Source organism: Actinopolyspora sp. BKK2 (genome assembly GCF_011291845.1).
GTDB lineage: Bacteria > Actinomycetota > Actinomycetes > Mycobacteriales > Pseudonocardiaceae > Actinopolyspora > Actinopolyspora saharensis.
Map to the genome: position 1 here is coordinate 229,584 of NZ_JAANTE010000005.1, position 15,760 is coordinate 245,343.

Genomic DNA, 15,760 nt, shown 5'->3' on the forward strand with positions numbered 1-15,760 from the left:
TGACGCGCGGGGGCCGCTGGGAGAGAGCTCCTCACCGGGGAGGTCCGCGGAGCGGCCGGTTCGCGTCACCGCCCCACGACTCGCCCGGCGGACCGGGGAGTCGTGGAACGGCGCGGAAGCGCCGGAAGCTCCACGAACCGGACGTGACCGCGCACGCCCGTCCCGGAACGGGCGCTCACTCCTCGAAAGTGGCGTGCAGCGCGTTGAGCAGGTTCGGGGCCAGCGCGCTGTCCTCGACCAGCTCGCCCTCCTCGGTCTCCGGATCGCCGTCGAAGCTCTCCGCGTCGTCCGAGTCCTCCGGGGACTTGTTGCGCAGCCGCAGCACGCAGGTTTGCGTTCCGCTGCGCAGCACCCCGGCCACGATCCTGGCCTCCCGGCGGTCGGGGTGCTCGGCAGCGGCCTCCTGGGCGGCTGATCCCTCCTCCGGAAGTTCCTGCTCGGCCTCCGGGGGAAGCACCACGATCTCCTGGACCAGTGCGCAGCCGAGCACGCGCTCGGGCCAGCTGATCCCGGCCAGGGCCTCCCCGAGGTCCTGACTGGGCAGCTCGTCCTGCGCCACCGGGGTCAGCGGGGACTGCGTGTTGAGCTGTTCCTCCAGGTCCGGTTCGGCCTCGAGCAGTTCGGTCGTGTCGACCAACGCGAACATTCGAGCGGGGCGGTTCCATCCCTCGGAGGCGGCGAACTGTTCGATTTCACGTACGACCGTCGGCAGGGCCGCGGTCATCTCATCGGTGATAGCGGACGACATTGGTCCATCGTCGCACCGCTCCGCCGTACCTCCCCCTTCCCGGGGGCGGCCTCGCGGGCGTCCGCCGCGAAGGTGGCTCACCCTGGTCCGAAAGGGGGGCGGCCTGTCCGTTTAGGGCGAATCGACGGGCGCCGTCCCCGTGGTCGGGGGTTAGGTCGTAGAGTTGACCACACGGGTGCCCGGGTCGCTCACTGACTGGGCCCCGTTGCCCGCGGATCGTCACCAGGAGAGTGCGCTGTGGCCACGAGGCCGGTAGGAGTACCCAAACTGTCCCGGCGTAGCCGGATCCTTCTGATCCTGGGCGCGGCGGTGCTGGTAGCACTGATCGTCGGATCACGGCTGATCGGGACATACGTCGATTGGCTCTGGTTCGGTAGTGTCGACTACCGGGGAATATTCACCACGATCGTGCTGACCCGGATCGTGCTGTTCGCCTGCGGAGGTGTTTTCCTCGGCGGAATCCTGGCGCTGAACCTGTGGCTGGCCTACAGAACGAGGCCGGTCTTCGTTCCGCTCAGCAGCCAGGACGACCCGCTGGCCCGCTACCGCACGGTGATCACCCAGCGTTCCAAGTGGTTCGGCATCGGCATCCCCGTCGTGATCGGCGCCATCGGCGGTCTCGCCGCGACGGGCGACTGGCGAATGGTGCAGATGTTCCTGAACAGGCAGACCTTCGGGAACCAGGATCCGGTGTTCGGCCACGACATCGGCCTCTACGTCTTCCAGCTCCCGTTCTTCCGCTGGGTGCTGGCCTGGGCGTTCATCGCGGTGACCCTGTCGTTCTTCGGCGCGCTGGCCACGCACTACATCTTCGGCGGGGTCAAGGTCGCCGGGCGCTCCGGCCAGATCTCGCAGGCCGCGCGCATTCAGCTGGCGGTGCTGGCCGGGATCTTCGTGCTGCTCAAGGCGGTCGACTTCTTCTTCGACCGCTGGGACCTGCTGCTCTCCCAGCGCAGTGATCTGTTCACCGGTGCGAGCTACACGGACCTGAACGCCGTGATGCCCGCGAAGGTGATCCTGCTGTGCATCTCGGTGATCTGCGCCCTCGCCTTCTTCGCGGTCATCTTCCTGCGCAACCTGCAGATCCCCGCGCTGGCCACGGTGCTGCTGGTGCTGTCCAGCCTGGTGATCGGCGCGCTGTGGCCCGCGCTGCTGCAGCAGTTCTCGGTGGAGCCGAACGCCAACGAGCGGGAGTCCACATCGATCCAGCGCAACATGAACGCCACCAAGCAGGCCTTCGGGATCACCGACGACAAGGTGACCGTCAAGGAGAACTACGGCGGCAACCAGGACGTGAGCCCGGAGGAGGTCGCCCAGGACGAGGGAACGATCTCCAACGTCCGGCTGCTCGACCCGAGCCTGCTCTCCGAGACCTTCACCCAGTTGGAGCAGCAGTTCAACTTCTACGGGTTCCCGGACGAGCTGGACATCGACCGCTACCGCAACGAGAACGGTGAGCTGCAGGACTACCTGGTCGCGGTGCGCGGGATCAACACGGACGGGCTCGCGGACAACCAGCGGTCCTGGATCAACCGCCACATGGTCTACACCCACGGCAACGGCTTCGTCTCGGCCCCGGCCGACCGGGTGAGCAACGTTCCCGGCGAAGGGTCCGACACCGGTTCCTACCCGGTGTTCTCGATGAGCGACGTGAGCAACAACGGGCAGGGCGAGATCCCGGTGGACCAGCCGCGGGTCTACTACGGTCAGCTCAACCAGGACTACGCGATCGTCGGCGCCGAGCAGGGTGAGCAGCCGCGGGAGTACGACACCCAGAACTCCCGCTACACCTACGAGGGCGACGGCGGGGTCGCGATCGGCAACTGGTTCAACAGGGCGGTGTTCGCCGCCAACTATGGTGAGCGCAACATCCTGTTCAACCAGAACATCGGTTCCAACTCCAAGATCATGTTCGATCGGAACCCGCGGCAGCGAGTGCAGAAGGTCGCCCCGTGGCTCAAGCTGGACGGCGATGCCTACCCCGCGGTGATCGACGGCAAGATCAAGTGGATCGTGGACGGCTACACCACGCTGGACAACTACCCCTACTCCAAGCTGACCTCCTTCGGGCAGGCCGCCAGCGACTCCACCAGCAACCCCTCCCAGCCGGATCAGCAGATCAACTACATCCGCAACTCGGTCAAGGCCACCGTCGACGCCTACACGGGTGAGGTGAAGCTGTACGAGTTCGGCAAGAAGGACCCGGTGCTGGAGGCATGGAAGGGCGTCTTCCCCGACCTGATCAAGCCGAAGAGCGCGATCAGCGACGAGCTGCGCCAGCACTTCCGCTACCCGGCCGACCTGTTCAAGGTGCAGCGCCAGCTGCTGGCGCGGTACCACGTGGACAACCCCAGTGACTTCTACGCCACGCGTGGTTTCTGGGAGGTCCCGAGCGACCCGAACCAGGAGCAGCGCCAGGGGCCCGGGGAGAACCAGCCCCCGTTCTACGTGGTCGCGCAGGCACCGACGCAGAACCGGCCGACCTTCCAGTTGACCAGTGCGATGACCGCGCTGGAACGCCAGAACCTCTCCTCGTGGATCTCGGCGTCCTCGAGCCCGGAGAGCTACGGCGAGTTGACCGTGCTGGAGCTGCCGACCGACAACCAGACACCGGGTCCGGTGCAGGTGCAGCGCCAGATGGAGTCGACACCGAAGGTCACCGAGGACCGGACGCTGTTCGACAACCCCGGCGTGCGCGCGATGTTCGGCAACCTGCTCACCCTGCCCGTCGAGGGCGGCATGCTCTACGTCGAGCCGATCTACATCAGGCCGAACAACGAGGACTCCTACCCGCAGCTGGCCAGGGTGCTGACCTTCTACGGCGGCAGCGTCGGCTACGCCGACACCCTCAAGGGCTCGTTGGAGCAGGTCTTCGGTCCGGGTGCCGGCAGGAACGCCCAGACGGCGGAGAACGAGGACGACCAGCAGGACGGTGGTGGTCAGAGCGGCGACCAGGGCAGTGGTCAGAGCGGTGACGGCCAGCAGGGCGGCGGCGACCAGAGCGGTGACCAGGGCGGCGGCCAGAGCGGCGGTCAGGACCCCGAGGTCGCGCAGGCGACGCAGGAGCTGCAGGCCGCACTGGAGCAGGTGCGCTCGGCTCAGCAGTCGGGCAACTTCGGTGAGATCGGCCAGGCCCTCCAGCGGCTGGAGGAGGCCATGAACCGCTACGAGCAGGCGACCGGCAGCGGAGGCTGATCCCCACGGCGGGCGCGGACGGGGTTCCGTGCGCGCCCGCCGCTTCCGGTGAACGGACCGCTCGGTGTCCCGTCCCTCCGGGGGCGGGACATTTTCATGCTCGGATCGCCGCGTGGCGGTGCCGACTGCGCGGGCTCGGCGCGCTCGTGTGGCGGGTTCCTCGCTGGGAGCTCCTGGCCGGTGCTTCGGCGGGCCGGCGTTGTTTTGGCTGGTCGGACGGGGTTTCTGCGGGGGTGGGCACCCCCTTGTGGGAGGGTGCTTCTCGGCGGTGTAGAGTATTAACTACAACGAAATACAGCGCAGAATACGGCGCGGGGTGGAGCAGTTCGGTAGCTCGCTGGGCTCATAACCCAGAGGTCACAGGTTCGAATCCTGTCCCCGCTACTTGGTTCGCCCCTTCGGGCTTCGGTCCGGAGGGGCGTTTTTTGTTTCTGGGGTTGGTGGGGTCGGCGGTGCCGGTTGCTTGGGTGGTTGCTTAGCCGGCACGTGAGTCGGCGCCTTGCTGTGTTGGGCCGCTCTTGAGTAGCCACCTACGCGGCGAGCGGCCCGGCCGTGCAATGCATCCGACTCACGCACCGGATCTTCTCCTCCTGCCCAGGCTCAAAGCGCTCGCGTTGGGGTGGAGGCTTTTTCGGGGACTGGCTTGTCGTAGGTGGTTGCTTGGCGGAGCCTCGGTCGGCGCCCGGCTGCGGGATCCTCGACATCGGGTAGCGACCTACACAACGTCGAGGCTGTCCTCGCCGGGCACTCGACTGAGAACCCGCGGCGGTGCGAGTGGCTCAGGCTCAAAGCACTTACCTCGGGCGGCTCGCTCTGCTTGGCGGTGCGAGTGGGTCAGGCCCAAAGCGCTCGCGTCGGGGCGAGCCTCTTGGTCGGGAGTTCCTGGCCGGTGCTTCGGTGGTTCGGCGTTGTTTTGGCTGGTCAGGAGGGGCTCTGCGAGGGTGGGCACCCCCCGTGCAAGAGTCCCTTCTCGGCGGTGTAGAGTATCAACTACAACGAAATACAGCGCAGAACACGGCGCGGGGTGGAGCAGTTCGGTAGCTCGCTGGGCTCATAACCCAGAGGTCACAGGTTCGAATCCTGTCCCCGCTACTTGGTCAGGCCCCGGGATGCTTCTCGGGGCCTGAAACCTTTTCAAGGGGTGTTGGTGCGACCGTGCCGCTCGCCCCGCGAGACATCACGGCGTGGTCGCCCACCGGATCTTCGTGGGGGTCGCTCGGTGGAACCCGCCGCTGTCCGCGAGCGGGTACCCCGACATCGGGTGGATGGTCGCTCCTGTCGGAACATCCGGCCCGGCTCCGCGGGCGGACGGCCGGGCCGCGGGGATCTCCCGAAAGAGCTTCGGACGGGGACGGTGTCAGCTGTCGGCCCACTTGCGGGCGCAGTTCGGCGAACAAACCCGTCCGTCGCTGCTCCCGCTGCGCACTGAGCGCATCTTGCGGCCGCACACGATGCAGTTGCGCGGGGTGTCGACCTGGATCGGCATCATCGACTTCGCGCGCTGGGTGACGCGATTGGTCACCTTGCTCCTGCCCTCGGCGAGCTTGGTCCGCAACAGACTGCGATGCACGGTGCTACCTCCCTTGTCCAGGCGGGTGTCGTACGCGCACCCGTCGTGGTGCCCGACCCCTTTTCTCGGCCGGCCACTGTGAAGGGTGCCCTTAGTACGGGCCATTTTGCAGCCTTCGAACAAGAATTCCCCCGTTCGGGCTAGCAATAATCCCTGTCCAGCGGACGGTGAGTGTACGAATTGACGGTTGCGGACGGATAATGTTGCGTTTAAGGCGAAACGAACTCAGTTCGTTCGCTGCAAGTGCTCCACTGGAAGCGGTGCGTGTTCGAGAACTTCTCTGAACAGGCCTTCGAAGCGGACACGCGCTACGGCCATTGTGGACACCCCCTGCGCATCGTGGCACCGTAGAAGCCGTGACCGACCTGAATGCGACTTCCGCAGCCTTGCTGGGGCTCCTCCACGAGGGGCCGATGACCGGTGGACAGCTCGTGGCTGCCGCAACCGACCGGTTCAGCGGATTCTTCAGCGTCACCCGCAGCCAGGTTTACCGGGAACTCCCCGCGCTGGCCGAAGCGGGCATGCTGCGCCTCGGCAAGCAAGGCCCCCGTTCCAGTCAGCAGTACATCATCACGGCGGCGGGAAAACGTGCCTTCAAGTCGTGGTTGAACACGGAGCCGGGGCCGGACAACGTGCGCAGCCCCCTGCTGCTGCGGTTGCGTTACGCCGGGATGCTGACCGCCAAGCAGCGCTCCCAGCTGGTAACCTCGGCACGGGAGCAGTACGTTGAGAAGCTCAACGAGGCCAAAAGTGCGGCCAAGGTGGCCGAGGACCCGTACGAGAAGGCCGCCGCCGACTTCTCGGTCGCGCACAACCGCGCGGTCATCAAGATGCTCGACGCCATCCCCGAGTGATCCCCGAGTGACCGCTCACCGGCGGAGCGGGGCCGGTCCACGTCGGTGGCCGTGAGCGTGTGAAGTAGGCTGGGTAATCGTGAACCCCGACGTCGCCGCCGAACTCAAGGACCTGTCCGAGACCCTCCAGGGCATCGAGCGAGTCATGGATCTCGACGCGTTGCGAGCCAAGATCGCCGAGCTCGAGGAGGAGGCGGCCCGGCCGGATCTGTGGGACAACGTCGAGTACGCCCAGCAGATCAACAGCCAGCTCGTGTACAAGCAGGGGGACCTGCGCAAGATAACCGGTCTGCGCCAGCGCCTCCAGGACCTGGAAGTGCTCTACCAGCTGGGTGAGGACGAGGACGACAAGGCCAGCGTCGCCGAGGCCGAGCAGGAGCGCGCACAGCTGAAGAGGGACCTGGCCGACCTGGAGATCCGCACGCTGCTGTCCGGTGAGTACGACGAGCGTTCCGCCATGGTGACCATCCGCGCGGAAGCGGGTGGCGTCGACGCGGCCGATTTCGCCGAGATGCTCATGCGCATGTACCTGCGCTGGGCCGAGCGGCACGAGTACCAGGTGGACGTCTACGACACCTCGTACGCGGAAGAGGCCGGGGTCAAATCGGCGACCTTCCGGGTGGACACCCCCTTCGCGTACGGCACGCTCTCCGTGGAGCAGGGAACGCACCGGTTGGTGCGGATATCGCCGTTCGACAACCAGGGGCGCAGGCAGACCTCCTTCGCCGGGGTCGAGGTGCTGCCCGTGGTGGAGGAAACCGATCACGTGGAGATCCCGGAGAAGGACATCCGCATGGACGTTTTCCGCTCCTCCGGGCCCGGTGGGCAGAGCGTGAACACCACGGACTCCGCCGTGCGGCTCACCCACTACCCGACCGGCATCGTGGTGTCCTGCCAGAACGAGAAGTCCCAGTTGCAGAACAGGGCCGCCGCCATGCGCGTGCTGCAGTCCAAGCTGCTGGCGCGCAAGCGCGAGGAGGAGCGTGCCGAGCTCGACGCGCTCCGCGACAGCAGTGGGTCCGGTTGGGGCAACCAGATCCGTTCCTACGTGCTGCACCCCTACCAGATGGTCAAGGACCTGCGCAGCGGTTACGAGATGGGCAACCCGGAGGCCGTGCTGGAGGGGCAGATCGACGGGCTGCTCGAGGCGGGCATCCGCTGGCGCAGGCAGCAGCACGATCAGCAGAAGCAGGGCTGAGCGCGCCCCGGTTCCCGGGAATTACGCTGAGCTGTCGGTCCGGCGCTGCCGAGTAGTACGGGTGAGTGACGGTCCGGCTGAGGGGTCCAGGTAGGCTCACTGACCGTGATCCGGCTCGAACACGTGTCAAAGACGTACAAGACGTTGGCGCGCCCCGCCCTCGACGACGTCTCGGTCTCGGTGGACAAAGGCGAGTTCGTGTTCCTCATCGGGCCGTCGGGCTCGGGGAAGTCGACCTTCCTTCAGCTGCTGCTGCGCGAGGAGGTGCCCAGCGAGGGACGGGTCATCGTCGCCGACTGGAACGTCGCCAAGCTCCCGCGCAGGCGCGTCCCGAAGCTGCGTCAGCGGGTTGGTTGCGTCTTCCAGGACTTCCGCCTGCTGAACAACAAGACCGTCTCCGAGAACGTCGCGTTCGCGCTCGAAGTCATCGGGAAGCCGAGACACACGATCCGCAAGGTGGTTCCCGAGGTGCTGCAGCTCGTCGGGCTCGACGGCAAGGCCGATCGCATGCCTGCCGAGCTGTCCGGCGGTGAGCAGCAGCGCGTGGCGATCGCGCGGGCGTTCGTCAATCGCCCGCTGGTGTTGATGTGTGACGAGCCCACCGGAAATCTGGATCCGGACACCAGCCAGGACATCATGCTCCTGCTCGAACGCATCAATCGCACCGGGACCACGCTGGTCATGGCCACCCACGACCACTCCATCGTCGATTCCATGCGCAGGAGGGTCGTCGAGCTCAGCCACGGCAAGGTCATCCGTGACGACGCCCGTGGCGTGTACGGCGTGGGTCGCTGAGTCGACCTCCCCGGCCGTGGCCGGCCGCTCCTTCCGACCTCTCCAGCCTTTAGACCGCACCGAAAGCTGACTCAAGATGCGCGCGAGCTTCGTATCCAGCGAGGTCGTCAACGGCCTTCGTCGCAATGTGTCGATGACGATCGCGATGATCCTGACCACGGCGGTCTCCCTCACGCTGCTGGGCAGCGGCCTGGTCGTGGTCCGCAAGGTGGATCAGGCCCAGGAATCGCTGCAGCAGGCGGCCGACGTCGTGGTTTACCTCAACGACGACGTCAGCGCGAACGACTCCACCTGCGAACAGCAACCGTGCGCGGGCCTGCGCTCCGAGCTCGAGCAGGCCTCCGGGGTGCAGTCGGTGGAGTACCAGAACCGGCAGCAGGTGTACCAGCGGGCGATCGAGAAGTTCGAGAACCGCCCGGAGCTGCGCGAGATCGCGCGTCCGGAGGCGCTGCCCGCTGCGCTGTGGGTCGAGCTGGGCCAGAACGTCGACCCGGCCGCCATCAAGCAGCAGTTCGGTGACAGCGCCGGGGTGGCCAACGTCGACGACCAGTCGGAGTTCGTGCAGCAGATGGTCGGCAAGCTCAACGACGTCCGGGACGGGACCTTCCTGATCGCGGCCCTGCAGGCCTTCGCGGCCCTGCTGCTGATTTCGAACACCATCCAGCTCTCCGCGTTCAACAGGCGCACCGAGACCGGGATCATGCGGCTGGTCGGGGCCTCGCGCTGGTACACCCAGTTGCCCTTCCTGCTCGAGGCGATGGTCTCGGGCATCATCGGCTCCCTGGCCGCGGTGGGGCTGCTCGTCGTGATCAAGGAGGCCTTCCTCGACGGGCTCATGCAGCCGCTCACCAACGCGGGGCTGCTGACCCCGGTCAGCTACGCCGACATCGCCTTCGTCTCGCCGATCCTGGTCCTGGTCGCCTCGGCGATCTCGGGACTGACCGGTTACCTGACCCTGCGGTTGTACGTGCGGATCTGATTCGGACTCGCTCGACCGGAGGACTCGCTCCGCCCGGGGGTCGTGCGCGGTGCTCGGCGCGCTCGCACGGCCCCGTGGGAAACCGCGTCGTGGTCTCCCGCGGTTCGGGGCTATCCTCGCGGTATGCCGAAGGAACGTGGCCACAACCTGATCGCGCGCAATCGCAAGGCGCGGCACGACTGGACGGTGCTGGACACTTACGAGGGGGGTCTGGTCCTGACCGGTACCGAGGTGAAGAGCCTGCGCCAGGGACGTGCCTCGCTGGTCGACTCCTTCGCCACGATCGATCACGGCGAGGTGTGGCTGCGGAACATGCACATCCCGGAGTACACCGAGGGGACGTGGACGAACCACGCCCCGCGCAGGTCCCGCAAGGTGCTGCTCCACCGGGACGAGATCGAGCGGCTGATGGGCAAGACCAAGGAGAGCGGGCTGAGTCTCGTCCCGCTCTCGCTGTACTTCTCGGACGGCAAGGCCAAGGTCGAGCTGGCGCTGGCCCGCGGCAAGCGCATTCACGACAAGCGCAGGGACATGGCCAAGCGGGACGCCGAGCGCGAGATGGCCCGGGCCATAGGCCAGCACCGCAAGGGGATGCGCTGAAGCCCCCGGACGCGCGTGGCGAGAGGAGTCGGATGGACCTGACCTCCGGTTTGTCCCGTGATCCCTCCCTGGGGCCGGCCGAGGACACCGAGGTCCCGAGATGGTTGGCCGAGCTCGGGATCGACGGACTGGTGGATCTGCACACCCACTTCCTGCCGGAGCGGGTGCTGCGGAAGGTGTGGCAGTATTTCGACAGTGCCGGAGAGCATTACGGTATCGAGTGGCCGATCCACTACCGCTACGACGAGGCGACCCGGTTGGACACGCTTCGGGCGTTGGGGGTGCGCCGGTTCGCGCCGCTGGTCTACCCGCACAAACCGGGGATGGCCGAGTGGCTCAACTCGTGGGTCCACGAGTTCGGGACGCGAACTGAGGGAGCGGTTCCGACCGCGACGATGTTCCCCGAACCGGGGGTCCACGAGTACGTGGCCGCTGCCCTGGACGCGGGAATACACTGCGTGAAGCTGCACGTTCAGGTTGGTGAGTTCGACCCGCGAGACTCGTTGCTGGATCCCGCTTGGGGGTTGCTGGCAGAGGCGGGGACACCGGTGGTGATCCACTGCGGGCACGGGCCGCTGCGCGGACGGTTCACCGGGCTCGACGTGTTCGCCGAGGTGCTGGAACGGCACCCGCGGCTGGTGACCGTGCTCGCCCACGCGGGGATGCCCGAGTACGCCCGTGCACTGGACCTCGTGCGGTCCTACCCGAACGTGTACGTGGACACGACGATGGTGGGAGTGGCGTTCTCCGAGCGCTTGGCCCCGTTGCCGTCGGACTGGGGCGAGCGGCTCGTCGGGATCGCCGACCGCGTCGTGCTGGGGTCGGACTTCCCGAACATCCCGTACCCGTACGCGGAGCAGTTGGCTGCCGTGGCCGGTTGGGCGTTCGGGGACCGGAGGCTGGGAATACCGTTCCTGCGTTCGGTGTTGCACGACACGCCCATGCGGTTGCTCGGATGTGGCGGGGACGCGATCACCGAGATCGTGAATCGTCCCGAGGAATCGCTGGGTGTGCAGTCCACGGAGTTGGATCGCGGGATCGAGCCCGGATCGTGACGTGATCCGGGAATGATCGCGCGGCTGCGGGACGTTACACTTGATGAGGACGCCGTGGTGCGAGTTCCGCGGGGTCCGGGCTGTTGGAAAACAGAACACGGGGGTGAACGGTTTCGACTCTGGCCGTTGAGCCAAGGGAAGCGTGCCGGTGCAGGCGGAAGACCACCGAAAGCGTCGCCGTAAATTAACAAGCGCCGACAACAAGAGTCAGCGCGAGTTCGCACTCGCCGCATGAGCGAGTAGCGACTCTGTCGGACCGGGTGAGTCTCCGACCCGGACCCCGGCATCGTTTAGGGGACTCACCGTTGGGCTTGGTCGCGGAGCCCAACGGGACATCGCACAGCGACTGGGCTTGTCACACCGGCTTGTCCGCGTGACCGGTGAAGCCAAGCAGTGACATAGCGGACTGCGCACGGAGAAGCCTTGGTGAGGCGACAGAGGACCCGGGTTCGAATCCCGGCACCTCCACGAGCGGCCATCGTGGTCGCGAACTCGAGCATGGGCCCTGTTCGGCGGTTTACGCCGAGCGGGGCCCTTTTGCTGTCCCGAGCTCCCGCCCCGCGCACGGCTTTCCACGCGGGGTCAGTCGTGCTCGTCCGCTCCGGTCAGCCGGTGGTCGGCGGCTTCGACGGCCTCGGCGAGCAGGCGGCGCACGTGGCCTCCGCGCGCCCGGTAGAGCGCTCTTCTGCCCTCCTTCCGGAGGGTGACGAGCCCGGCGAGTCTGAGCTTGGCCAGGTGCTGGGACACCGCGGGCCGGGCCACCCCGACCAGGGAGGCCAGCGTGGCCACGTCGTGCTCCGCACCGCAGAGCAGCCACAGCAGCCGCACCCTGGTCGAGTCGGACAGCATCCGGAAGGCCTCCGTGGCAGCTTCCACGTGCTCGCCGCTCGGCAGTTGTTGCCACTGCTGCGCTGCTGCGATGTCGTCGCGTGCGTACATGAGCACATATACTGCCGAGCGTCCGGTCGCGTCGCAAGAGCTGGAGGCAGCGGTGATGGGCACGTCCGGTTCCGGGCCCGGCAGCGGGCGGGGAGCGCGGCGGTACGAGGGGGCGGAGCACGCGCACGGTTCCCCGGGGCGGTGGACGCCGCGGGCGCTGTGGCACTCCCTGGCGCACCTGTTCGTCCCGCACGAGCACGACGCGGCCGAACGCGTCGATCACGCGCTGGAGACGAGTCGGGCGGGGATGCGGGCACTGTGGATCTCGCTGCTGGCCCTGGGGGTCACCGCGGTCGGGCAGGCCGCAGTGTTCCTGCTGTCCGGTTCTGTGGCCCTGCTGTCCGACACCCTGCACAACGTGGCCGACGCCCTGACGGCGGTTCCGCTCGGCATCGCCTTCCTGCTGGGCCGCCGTCCGGCCACCCGGCGGTTCCCCTACGGCTACGGGCGGGCCGAGGACGTGGCCGGGGTGACCGTCGTGCTGGTCGTGGCCGCCTCGGCCGTGGCGGCTCTGGTCGAGTCGGCGGGGAGGTTGCTCTCCCCGGGGGACATGAGCGATCCGCTGGTCGTGGCCGCGGCCGGTGTCGTCGGTTTCCTGGGCAACGAGATCGCCGCGGTGGTCCGCATCCGGACCGGGCGCCGGATAGGTTCGGCCGCGCTGGTGGCGGACGGTCTCCACGCGCGTACCGACTCGTTGACCTCGCTCGGAGTGGTGCTCGCGGCCGTGGGGTCCCTGGTGGGCTGGTCGCTGGCGGACCCGCTCGTGGGGTTGGCCATCGGGCTCGCCATCGCCGTGGTGACGTACTCGGCCGCCAAGCGGGTGCTGGCCAGGCTGATGGACTCGGTGTCGCCGGAGCTGGTGGAGCGGGCGAGCCGGGCTCTGCAGGAGCATCCCGAGGTGCGCAGCGTCGACGCCGTGCGCTTGCGGTGGATCGGGCACGCGCTGCGTGCCGAGGTCGAGCTCGGCGTGCTCGGCGGTCTCACCCTGTCCCGCGCCCACGAGGTGGCTCACGAGGCCGAGCAACGGCTGCGCACCGAGCTTCCCCGCCTGGAGGGCGCGACCGTGCACGCTCATCCCGTCGACGCGGCCCACGGGATTCGGTGAGGGGAATCACTGGGAGGTTGACAGGAGGGTTCGCGGTCGGCTTCCAGGCTGCGTCCTCCGTGTTCCATGGGGCATCATTGCCGGGCACGAGCCGGACGGGTCGGATGTGAGAGCCGCTCGCGCTGAGTGCGCGGGGGACGTGGCTCGATGGACACAACGCCTAAAATCGTACAAATGGTGTGCCGGGAAGGCTGGTCGGCGATGTTGACGTAGTGATTCCGAACAGGGGTTGTCGATGGCAGCTGACCGACAGCGCACGCCCGTGCGCCGACTATTCGCTCCGACGCCGAACGCGGAGGCCAGGACGCTCGCGGACATCCTCCGCACGGAAACGGTCGGCGGTGTGCTCGTGCTCGTGGCGGCGGTGGCCGCGCTGGTCTGGGCGAACTCGCCCTGGGGGGACTCGTACTCGGCGGCGTCCGAGTACGTGCCGTGGCCCGGAGGGGCCGCGCTGGGGCTGGATCTGAACCTGGCCCACTGGGCCTCCGACGGGCTGCTGGCGATCTTCTTCTACGTCGTGGGCCTGGAGCTCAAGCGCGAGTTCGTGGCGGGGGATCTGCGCAATCCGCGCCGGGCTGTGCTGCCGGTCGTGGCGGCGATCTGCGGAATGGTCGTGCCCGCCCTGGTCTACCTGGTGATCGCGGCGAGCGCGGGTGGCCAGGCGCTGCAGGGGTGGGCCATCCCCACCGCCACCGACATAGCCTTCGCGCTGGCCGTGCTCGCCATCATCGGCAAGCACCTGCCGAGCTCCCTGCGGGCCTTCCTGCTCACGTTGGCCGTGGTGGACGATCTGCTCGCCATCACCGTCATCGCCGTTTTCTACACCGACGACTTCCACGTCACTCCGCTGCTGGGGGCGCTGCTGCCCCTGCTCGCCTTCGGCGCGCTCGTCCAGCTGCGCAAGTCCTGGTGGTGGGCGTTGATCCCGCTCGGCGTCCTCACCTGGATCCTGGTGCACGAATCGGGAGTGCACGCCACGATCGCCGGAGTGCTGCTCGGCTTCACCGTGCCGGTGCTGCGGCGCGACGGAGGGCAGCCCGGTCCGGCCGAGCACATGGAGCACAGCTGGCGCCCCGTTTCCGCCGGTGTGGCGGTGCCGGTGTTCGCGCTGTTCGCCGCGGGGGTCTCCCTGCGTGACGGCGGGATCTCGGCGGCTTTCTCCGATCCGGTGGTCCCCGCTGTGATAGCCGGGCTCGTACTCGGTAAGTTGGCCGGGATATTCGGCTCGACCTTCCTGCTCGCCAAGTTCACCCGTGCGCAGCTCGACTCCGATCTGTCCTGGTGGGATCTTGTGGGGGTCGCGTTGCTCGCCGGGATCGGGTTCACCGTCTCCCTGCTGATCGGTGAACTCGCTTTCGACGCGACGGGGGACCGTGCCGAACACGTCAAGGTGGCCGTTCTGATGGGATCGGCGCTCGCGGCGTTGTCCGCTTCGCTCGTGTTGGCGCTGCGCAATCGGGCCCACCGACGTGCTCGGAGCGAACAACCCGAGGGTTGAGCGGTGTATCGCCCTTTCGTGCGTTAACGCGCGCCCGGCGGTGCGCGATTGACCACGGAGCGGATCGGTGCAGTCGAAACAACGGGAGTGGGTATTCGTGGTAGTCCCCAGACAGGGGAGCCGTCGCAAGATCAGCTGGGACGTGGTTCGCGCCGGGTGTGTGACCCTGGTGATGCTTTACCACTCGACCACGGTGAGCGTGGAGTTCCATCCCGAGATCGAGCCGCGAACGTTCTACTTCCCCTACCAGGTCGGTGCCAGCCTGCTTCTCGTGATCTCGGCCTACTTCGCGTGCGTGACGATCGGACGCGGGACGGTGCTGCGCTACTGGTGGGGGCGGATAGCTCGACTGCTGCCGGCCTTCGTGGCGGGATCGCTGATCATCTTCCTGCTGACCAGGGCCTACTACATCGAGGGGTGGTTCTGGCCCCGGACCAGGGATCTCGTCGAGCACCTGCTGATGCTGTGGCACTGGATGCCGGAGCGGTTCGAGTTCATCGACGTCTCGCACTGGACCATTCCGCTGCAGCTGATGGGGTTCACCGCGGCGGCCCTGCTGTACCGCAGCCGCTGGGGGCACGGAGGTCGGATCGTGTGGGTGCTCTGGGGCGCCGTGCTGCTGCCGATGCTGCAGTGGCCGATCCGGGCCTCCGAGGCCTCGCACGTCTACGTGGTGCTGGCGGACGGGCTCGGCCTGCACCGCTGGCACCTCTTCGTGGCCGGGGTGGCCATCTGGCTCTGGTCCTCCAAGGGCAGGATCGGCAACGCGCACTTCGCCGCCCTGCTGGCGAGCTGCATGGTGGCGCAGTGGCTGCACAGCTTCGCCCCCGACACCGAGGGGATGCTGTCGGCGGACCTCGGTTCCACCATCGGGGTGAGCATCGGGCTGTGCGTGGTGGCGCTCGTGGCGCGCGGCCCCGACTGGGAGAGTTTGATCCCGCGCTCGGCGTACAAGCCGATCCAGTGGTACGCGGGGATCTCCTACGGCGTGTTCCTGATGCACCAGTCCCTCGGGCACATGGTGGTGCGGCGGTTGCAGGACCTGGGTGCGCCGACCACGGTGCAGACGCTGGGAATGCTCGCCACGGGGGTGCTGCTCGGGTGGATGCTCACCCGGGTGGTGGAGCAGCCGGCCCATCGCTACCTGATGGAGGTCTACGACCGGTTCGTGCCCGAGCGCAGGGCGCCGGCGCGGGTCGGTTAGCGAGTGCGCGGCTCGGTCCG

13 protein-coding genes, 2 tRNA genes and 1 other RNA gene are annotated in these 15,760 nt (G+C 67.6%); 13 read left to right on the plus strand and 3 right to left on the minus strand.

Features of this window, described 5'->3' with window-relative positions:
• Nucleotides 1–175: 175 nt before the first annotated feature.
• Nucleotides 176–748 carry a PPA1309 family protein gene (locus tag G9Q41_RS13170; RefSeq protein WP_092526970.1) on the minus strand — a complete coding sequence of 191 codons (573 nt, stop codon included), beginning with the start codon at nucleotides 746–748 and terminating at the stop codon, nucleotides 176–178.
• A gap of 237 nt (nucleotides 749–985) precedes the next feature.
• Here G9Q41_RS13170 and G9Q41_RS13175 point away from each other — a divergent pair, with 237 nt between their 5' ends.
• The 3 genes from G9Q41_RS13175 (at nucleotide 986) to G9Q41_RS13185 (ending at nucleotide 5,035) form a co-directional block, all read left to right on the plus strand.
• The gene (locus G9Q41_RS13175; protein WP_165633404.1) at nucleotides 986–3,943 is read left to right on the plus strand and encodes a UPF0182 family protein; all 2,958 of its coding nucleotides are present in this window, start codon (nucleotides 986–988) and stop codon (nucleotides 3,941–3,943) included.
• A gap of 310 nt (nucleotides 3,944–4,253) precedes the next feature.
• Nucleotides 4,254–4,327: transfer RNA gene (locus tag G9Q41_RS13180), tRNA-Met, on the plus strand.
• Nucleotides 4,328–4,961: 634 nt separating this feature from the next.
• Nucleotides 4,962–5,035, plus strand: a tRNA-Met gene (locus G9Q41_RS13185).
• Between the two features lie 265 nt (nucleotides 5,036–5,300).
• Here the strand turns inward: G9Q41_RS13185 and G9Q41_RS13190 are convergent.
• Complete coding sequence (locus G9Q41_RS13190) at nucleotides 5,301–5,513, minus strand: hypothetical protein (protein ID WP_092526976.1); 213 nt, start codon at nucleotides 5,511–5,513, stop codon at nucleotides 5,301–5,303.
• 356 nt (nucleotides 5,514–5,869) lie between these two features.
• Between G9Q41_RS13190 and G9Q41_RS13195 the strand changes: the two genes are divergently transcribed.
• The 7 genes from G9Q41_RS13195 (at nucleotide 5,870) to ssrA (ending at nucleotide 11,465) form a co-directional block, all read left to right on the plus strand.
• Complete coding sequence (locus G9Q41_RS13195; protein WP_026152656.1) at nucleotides 5,870–6,367, plus strand: helix-turn-helix transcriptional regulator; 498 nt, start codon at nucleotides 5,870–5,872, stop codon at nucleotides 6,365–6,367.
• Nucleotides 6,368–6,446: 79 nt separating this feature from the next.
• Nucleotides 6,447–7,565, plus strand: a complete 1,119-nt coding sequence (gene prfB / locus G9Q41_RS13200) for a peptide chain release factor 2 (RefSeq protein WP_092526979.1) — start codon at nucleotides 6,447–6,449, stop codon at nucleotides 7,563–7,565.
• 105 nt (nucleotides 7,566–7,670) lie between these two features.
• Nucleotides 7,671–8,360 (plus strand): cell division ATP-binding protein FtsE, encoded by a 690-nt coding sequence (gene ftsE / locus G9Q41_RS13205; RefSeq protein ID WP_092526982.1) that lies wholly within the window; start codon nucleotides 7,671–7,673, stop codon nucleotides 8,358–8,360.
• A 76-nt stretch (nucleotides 8,361–8,436) separates the two neighbouring features.
• Nucleotides 8,437–9,339, plus strand: coding sequence for a permease-like cell division protein FtsX (gene ftsX / locus G9Q41_RS13210; RefSeq protein ID WP_165633405.1), 903 nt, complete (start codon nucleotides 8,437–8,439; stop codon nucleotides 9,337–9,339).
• Between the two features lie 123 nt (nucleotides 9,340–9,462).
• The gene (gene smpB, locus G9Q41_RS13215; RefSeq protein ID WP_092528085.1) at nucleotides 9,463–9,939 is read left to right on the plus strand and encodes an SsrA-binding protein SmpB; all 477 of its coding nucleotides are present in this window, start codon (nucleotides 9,463–9,465) and stop codon (nucleotides 9,937–9,939) included.
• A 32-nt stretch (nucleotides 9,940–9,971) separates the two neighbouring features.
• On the plus strand, nucleotides 9,972–10,994 hold the full coding sequence (locus tag G9Q41_RS13220; protein ID WP_092526989.1) for an amidohydrolase family protein: 1,023 nt from the start codon (nucleotides 9,972–9,974) through the stop codon (nucleotides 10,992–10,994).
• A 99-nt stretch (nucleotides 10,995–11,093) separates the two neighbouring features.
• Nucleotides 11,094–11,465: a transfer-messenger RNA gene (gene ssrA, locus G9Q41_RS13225) on the plus strand.
• 111 nt (nucleotides 11,466–11,576) lie between these two features.
• Here ssrA and G9Q41_RS13230 read toward each other — a convergent pair.
• Nucleotides 11,577–11,933 carry a metalloregulator ArsR/SmtB family transcription factor gene (locus tag G9Q41_RS13230; protein ID WP_165633406.1) on the minus strand — a complete coding sequence of 119 codons (357 nt, stop codon included), beginning with the start codon at nucleotides 11,931–11,933 and terminating at the stop codon, nucleotides 11,577–11,579.
• On the opposite strand from G9Q41_RS13230, the gene G9Q41_RS13235 reads away from it, so the two are divergent.
• From G9Q41_RS13235 to G9Q41_RS13245, 3 genes are all read left to right on the plus strand, one after another.
• Entirely contained in the window at nucleotides 11,932–13,038 is a 1,107-nt protein-coding gene (locus tag G9Q41_RS13235; RefSeq protein ID WP_242687409.1) for a cation diffusion facilitator family transporter, read from the plus strand. The genes G9Q41_RS13230 and G9Q41_RS13235 overlap by 2 nt on opposite strands.
• 235 nt (nucleotides 13,039–13,273) lie before the next feature.
• The gene (gene nhaA, locus G9Q41_RS13240; RefSeq protein WP_165633407.1) at nucleotides 13,274–14,536 is read left to right on the plus strand and encodes a Na+/H+ antiporter NhaA; all 1,263 of its coding nucleotides are present in this window, start codon (nucleotides 13,274–13,276) and stop codon (nucleotides 14,534–14,536) included.
• Nucleotides 14,537–14,603: 67 nt separating this feature from the next.
• Nucleotides 14,604–15,740: an acyltransferase gene (locus G9Q41_RS13245; RefSeq protein WP_347567591.1), complete on the plus strand. Its 1,137-nt coding sequence runs from the start codon at nucleotides 14,604–14,606 to the stop codon at nucleotides 15,738–15,740.
• Nucleotides 15,741–15,760 lie beyond the last annotated feature (20 nt).

Coding starts and splice junctions, on each gene's coding strand:
- ftsX (WP_165633405.1), top strand. CDS start 8,437: ATGCGCGCGAGCTTCGTATCCAGCGAGGTCGTCAACGGCCTTCGTCGC.
- smpB (WP_092528085.1), top strand. CDS start 9,463: ATGCCGAAGGAACGTGGCCACAACCTGATCGCGCGCAATCGCAAGGCG.
- nhaA (WP_165633407.1), top strand. CDS start 13,274: ATGGCAGCTGACCGACAGCGCACGCCCGTGCGCCGACTATTCGCTCCG.
- G9Q41_RS13220 (WP_092526989.1), top strand. CDS start 9,972: ATGGACCTGACCTCCGGTTTGTCCCGTGATCCCTCCCTGGGGCCGGCC.
- G9Q41_RS13230 (WP_165633406.1), bottom strand. CDS start 11,933: ATGTACGCACGCGACGACATCGCAGCAGCGCAGCAGTGGCAACAACTG.
- G9Q41_RS13170 (WP_092526970.1), bottom strand. CDS start 748: ATGTCGTCCGCTATCACCGATGAGATGACCGCGGCCCTGCCGACGGTC.
- G9Q41_RS13235 (WP_242687409.1), top strand. CDS start 11,932: ATGAGCACATATACTGCCGAGCGTCCGGTCGCGTCGCAAGAGCTGGAG.